6 protein-coding genes are annotated in these 5,216 nt (G+C 50.8%); 1 reads left to right on the top strand and 5 read right to left on the bottom strand.

The annotated features are described in order from the left end of the window. Positions 1-326: 326 nt before the first annotated feature. The 3 genes from J4F31_11845 to nhaC are packed head-to-tail and all read right to left on the bottom strand — an operon-like array spanning position 327 to position 2,808. On the bottom strand, positions 327-737 hold the full coding sequence (locus J4F31_11845) for a hydrolase (GenBank protein MCE2497250.1): 411 nt from the start codon (positions 735-737) through the stop codon (positions 327-329). Next, positions 737-1,339 (bottom strand): 2,3-diphosphoglycerate-dependent phosphoglycerate mutase, encoded by a 603-nt coding sequence (locus J4F31_11850; GenBank protein ID MCE2497251.1) that lies wholly within the window; start codon positions 1,337-1,339, stop codon positions 737-739. Before J4F31_11850 ends, J4F31_11845 begins: the two co-directional genes overlap by 1 nt. A 17-nt stretch (positions 1,340-1,356) precedes the next feature. Next, positions 1,357-2,808 (bottom strand): Na+/H+ antiporter NhaC, encoded by a 1,452-nt coding sequence (nhaC, locus tag J4F31_11855; GenBank protein ID MCE2497252.1) that lies wholly within the window; start codon positions 2,806-2,808, stop codon positions 1,357-1,359. A gap of 57 nt (positions 2,809-2,865) precedes the next feature. Between nhaC and J4F31_11860 the strand changes: the two genes are divergently transcribed. Beyond that, entirely contained in the window at positions 2,866-4,068 is a 1,203-nt protein-coding gene (locus J4F31_11860) for an aminotransferase class I/II-fold pyridoxal phosphate-dependent enzyme (protein ID MCE2497253.1), read from the top strand. 178 nt (positions 4,069-4,246) lie between these two features. On the opposite strand, the gene maf is transcribed toward J4F31_11860, so the two are convergent. Both maf and J4F31_11870 read right to left on the bottom strand, forming a co-directional pair. Beyond that, the gene (maf, locus tag J4F31_11865) at positions 4,247-4,822 is read right to left on the bottom strand and encodes a septum formation protein Maf (protein MCE2497254.1); all 576 of its coding nucleotides are present in this window, start codon (positions 4,820-4,822) and stop codon (positions 4,247-4,249) included. Further along, positions 4,819-5,216: prenyltransferase (locus J4F31_11870; GenBank protein MCE2497255.1), on the bottom strand; the 398-nt coding region annotated here is incomplete at its 5' end. The genes J4F31_11870 and maf, both read right to left, overlap by 4 nt.

Below are 5,216 nucleotides of genomic sequence, written 5' to 3' on the forward strand. Positions count from 1 at the left end.
TCAACGGAATGAGTCCTTGGTCATACAAACAGAGTAAATCTGTACAACAAATTGAATCGAATTTGATAGTTTAGAACTATCTCATAACGGGGAAGTCTTCAGGTCTTCTACATTTTGCAATATGCTTGATATCATAGTTGGCTGGTGTTAGGTTCATATTACCCGACTTACCTACAACCCTTATTTCTATGTCACCAATTTTGTCCATTAAAACAAAAGTAAGAATTGAAATTTAGACTTTCGGGAATGCCCCCAACTCTTTATAAAGACCTGTAACTTAGTCTTAGTCAATGAGTATTTCGTTTTTCTGCAAATCCTTTAGGGTCTTACTTCTTAAACAACCCACCCAAAAAACCGCCTTTTTTGGCCCGCATAGCCCTTTCGAATTCGGGATTCTTTTCCTCCCCGGTGATCATTTGAAGTACTTCGCCCCAGCCGGGGAACCCGCCTACATTGCGGTCGTCGATGAACAAGTCGGCGTTGATCTTGCGGCTTTGGCGGGGATCCCATTGTTCCTCGGGATAGCTTTGGTTGACGGCATAGAACTCGATGCCGTTCTTTTTGCAGAATTCCACGGCTTCATCTAGGCGCGAGCCACTGCGGTAGGTCCACAACACCAACTGATGCTGACGCTTTTGAAGCTCTTTCAGCGTTTCAAAGGCGAACAGCTTGGCCTTGCCGATGTCCGGATAGCGGTCCTCGACAATGGTTCCATCAAAATCTACGGCAATAACCATTACAGATACTCGGCGTTCTTTACTTCCAAATTTTCATCGAGCTCGTAAAGGCGAGGGGCTCCGGTTGGAATCTCGGTCTTGAGGATTTGCTCGGGTGTCAGGTCTTCAAGCGACATCACCAACGCACGAAGCGAGTTTCCGTGTGCGGCGATGATGATGTTCTTACCGGCCTTCAGTTGAGGAACGATCTCCTTTTCGAAGTAGGGGAGTACGCGGTCGGCCGTGAGCTTCAATGATTCACCTCCCGGAGGTGGCGTGTCGTAGCTACGACGCCAGATGTGCACCTGCTCTTCACCGAATTTCTCACGGGCTTCGTCCTTGTTCATGCCTTGCAGATCGCCGTACATGCGCTCATTGAGGGCCTCATTCCGTGTAATAGGCAATTTGACACCCATTTCATCCAGAATGATATCCAAGGTGTGCTGTGCGCGTTTCAATGCCGAAGTAAAGGCCATATCGAAGGTGTACCCTTTGAGTTTTTCTCCGGCCGCATGTGCTTCTTGAATTCCTTTTGGGGCAAGGTCTACATCGACCCAACCGGTGAATCGGTTCTCGAGATTCCACTGCGATTGTCCGTGACGTACGATGACGAGTTTAGCCATTTTCGAAGGTTTGGTGTTTAGTGCGAAGGTAGTGAATCGGCCTTAGGAATTCGAGCGATCTTGATGTTGAATGCCGCAAAGACGATGGTCATGATCGGACTTAATATACAGAAGAAGGTAAAGGGGGCATAGCTCAATGTAGCGACGCCTAAAATGGCTGCCTGAGTGGCTCCACAGGTATTCCAGGGTATTAACACGGAGGTCACCGTTCCGGAATCTTCCAGCGTTCGACTCAGCACTTGAGGTGCCAATCCGCGTTTCTTGAATACATCGGCGTACATGCGTCCGGGCACTACGATGGCCAGGTATTGGTCGCTGGCCGTAACGTTCAGCGTTAGGCAGGTTGCGACCGTGGTCGACACGAGTGCGGTAGTTGATTTAGCCCGTTTTATAAGAGCCGAACTCAGGGTTTCCAAAAAGCCCGTGCTTTCCATTACGCCCCCAAAAGTCATGGCGCAGACGATGAGCCAAATGGTGTTCATCATACCGGACATTCCGCCCGAGGTAAGGAGATCGGCCAACAACGGATTCTCTGCGGGTATAGCTACCGAAACGGCCATAGCGTCCATGATTACGGTGTAATAGGCGGCGAAACCCCCACTTCCGGCCGCGAGGCCGAGAATCAAATCGGCTTGGAAGATCACGGCGAATAATGCGGCAAGGAGCACCCCGATCACGAGGGCCGGAATGGCAGGGACCTTTTTGACGATCATGGCGATCACGGTGATGGGTACCAAAAACAGCCAACCGTTGATGTTGAAGGTGGCGTCGAGTTCGTCTTGAATGAGGCTCGCGTCGGCCATACTTACGTTCGATGAGCTATTGAGGCCCATGATCAGGAAAATGAGTAGCGTAATGGTAATGCTGGGTACTGTAGTGTATAGCATGTACCGGAGATGCGTAAAAAGATCGGTTCCTGCCATGGCGGGTGCCAGATTCGTAGTGTCGGACATCGGGCTGATCTTGTCGCCAAAATAGGCCCCTGAGATCACTGCGCCACCGATCACGGCTTCGCTAATGCCCAGGGCTTTTCCGATGCCCAGCAGTGCGATTCCCACCGTAGCTATGGTGCTCCACGAGCTGCCGGTGGCCAAGCTCACGATTGCGCAGATGAGGCAGGAAGCCACGAGGAATATTGAAGGATGAAGCAGATCGAGTCCGTAGTAGATCATGGCCGGAATGATTCCGCTCACGAGCCAAGTTCCGGCCAGGGCTCCGATAAACAGCAGCAATATCAAGCTTGGGACGGTACTTGCGATACTTGCCGTAATGCCGTCGCGCATGGTTTTCCAGGGAATACCCTCGGCGATGCCAACTACGGCTGCCACGCCTGCCGCAAGGAGCAGAATGATCTGGTTACTGCCGGCCAATGCATCATCGCCAAAAACGAAGATCACGTTGTACGCAAGCAGTACGATCAAAAAAATGACGGGGATCAGCGCCTTTATCAGCGAAGGTGACTTTTCCATAGGAATCCAAACGTACGAAAACCTTAAGTTTGCCGAACTACACAAAAATGAAACGAAATGAACCATTACGATCCGGCCGAAAAGATCCTCGACCTTCAGAATTTCGGGGAGTTTGGCGGCGTTAATCCGAGTATTACTGATTCGAGCACCTTCACGTTTCTCCAGGCGGAGACCATGGAAGAACTGTTTGAGATCGAAAAGGAGGGGTGCTATCTATACTCAAGACATACCAATCCGAGTAACAAATACCTGAGCGATGCTTTAGCGGCCATGGAAGGAACCGAAGCGGCGCATGTATCGGCCTCGGGAATGGGATCCATTAGCTCTGTGCTGATGCACTTGTGTCATAAAGGCGATGAGATCGTTAGCGCGCGCACGGTGTACGGCGGTACATACGCTTTCATGAAGAACTTTTTACCGCGATTCGGCGTGAATACGCACTTTGTGGACATGACGAATCTCGATGCGGTTCGGGCGGCGATCAACGAAAACACCAAGGTTCTTTATACCGAAGCTATCAGCAATCCTCTGCTCGAAGTGGCCAATATGCCGGAGCTCAGCAAGATCGCCAAGGAACACGGGATCAAACTGGTGGTGGACAACACCTTTTCGCCGATGATCATGAGTCCGAAAGCCCTGGGAGCCGATGTTGCGGTACATTCTCTAACGAAGTTCATAAACGGAACCAGTGACGCGGTGGGCGGAGTGGCATGTGGTGAGAAAGAGCTGATAGCGGGAATGATGGACGTGAATGCCGGTTCATCGATGTTGTTAGGGCCGGTGCTCGATGGCTTACGATCGGCCAGTATGCTGAAGAACCTGCACAGCTTGCATATACGAATGAAGCAACACAGCAAGAACGCCGCCTACTTGGCCGAGCGTTTTGAGCAGTTGGGCTTGCGAGTGTTTTATCCGGGATTGAAGTCGCACCCTCAACACGAGCTCATGAAAGAGTTGTACAACGAGGAGTTCGGCTTTGGGGGCATGGTTATGATCGACGCCGGTACCGAGGCAAAATCGTACCAACTGATGGAGCATATGCAAAACTCGAACATCGGCTACCTCGCCGTGAGCCTCGGTTTCTTCAAAACTCTTTTCAGCAACCCAGGGGGAAGCACCAGCTCAGAGATTTCGGAGGAAGAAATGGCCGAAATGGGGCTATCGGACGGTTTCGTTCGTATGTCGGTCGGACTCGACAACGACATCGAGCGCACATATGAGAAAATGGAGGCGAGTTTTAAAGCCGTAGGGCTCGTTTAAAGCGTTTAGCTTTAGCCTTAGCTTCTTCTAATGTTTATTGGTTGAATAGTTGAATGGTTAATTAGTTCAAAGTCCACAGTCCATGGTTCATAGTCCTTCGACCAACTAAACCCTAAGACCTAAAAACTAAGAACTATTTCGGCCTACGGCCGGATGTAGCCCTTGGTTCGGAATTTCGTCAAAGGAGTTCAAGCAGAGCCGTATCGAGCTTTTCAACGGGGAGTCCGACCACGTTAAAGTACGATCCGCGAATATATTCGATCCCGATCATGCCGATCCACTCTTGAATGCCGTAGGCTCCTGCTTTATCGAATGGGTAGTAACTATCGACATAGAATTCGATGTCGGGTCGCGAAAGGTCTTTGAATTTTACCTCCGTAACATCTGAAAACACGCGGAGATGTTCATCGTGCCGCAGGCACACACCAGTAATGACTTGGTGGGTGTCGCCACTAAGTTGCGTGATCATTTCAATGGCCTCGTTTCGGTTTGCCGGTTTTGCGAGGCTGGCACCGTTGTGCCAGACCACGGTATCGGAGGTAATGAGGACCTCGTTGGGAGCCGTTTCAATATGCTCGGCCTTGTGCTTGGCCAAAAACTCAGCGATTTGCCGCCCCTCGAGCCCCGGAGGAGGTGTTTCGTCGATGTCGGCGGTCCTTATGGAAAAGGTATACCCCAGGTCTGACAGCAGTTCGCGCCGGCGAGGAGAACCCGATCCCAGTACGATCCTATGTGGATATTCAGCCCTGTTCAAAGCGACGCCAGTTGGTTGAAGGCCCACATCGAAAGGATTCCAAAGAGCATGATGATCTTGGTGAGTGTGCTGGCACGGCCGTAGTCATTGGGATTTTCAGCGGTTACGACTTGGTACAAAAGCAATACGCTCGGAACGATAACGAGTAGGATAGTGTAGATCAACGGCCCAATGTCGTTGCGCAAGAGTTTGTACGAGACCATTCCGACCAACACGAGCATGGCGGCGATCAAAGAGCTGAGGATAACCTTTGTTCCCGTTTCACCGACTTGGATCGCCATCGTGCGAAATCCCTGAGCTGAATCGCCCGGAACATCCTCAAGGTCTTTGATGATCTCCCCAATGAGGTTGATCAGAAAGGCGAAGAAGGCGTAACCGGAGATGATGAGGAACA

It is taken from the genome of Flavobacteriales bacterium, from assembly GCA_021296215.1.
Lineage (GTDB): Bacteria > Bacteroidota > Bacteroidia > Flavobacteriales > ECT2AJA-044 > ECT2AJA-044.

Excerpts from the sequence above, each read along its gene's own strand:
- nhaC (MCE2497252.1), bottom strand. The coding sequence starts at position 2,808 with ATGGAAAAGTCACCTTCGCTGATAAAGGCGCTGATCCCCGTCATTTTT.
- J4F31_11845 (MCE2497250.1), bottom strand. The coding sequence starts at position 737 with ATGGTTATTGCCGTAGATTTTGATGGAACCATTGTCGAGGACCGCTAT.
- J4F31_11850 (MCE2497251.1), bottom strand. The coding sequence starts at position 1,339 with ATGGCTAAACTCGTCATCGTACGTCACGGACAATCGCAGTGGAATCTC.
- J4F31_11860 (MCE2497253.1), top strand. The coding sequence starts at position 2,866 with ATGAACCATTACGATCCGGCCGAAAAGATCCTCGACCTTCAGAATTTC.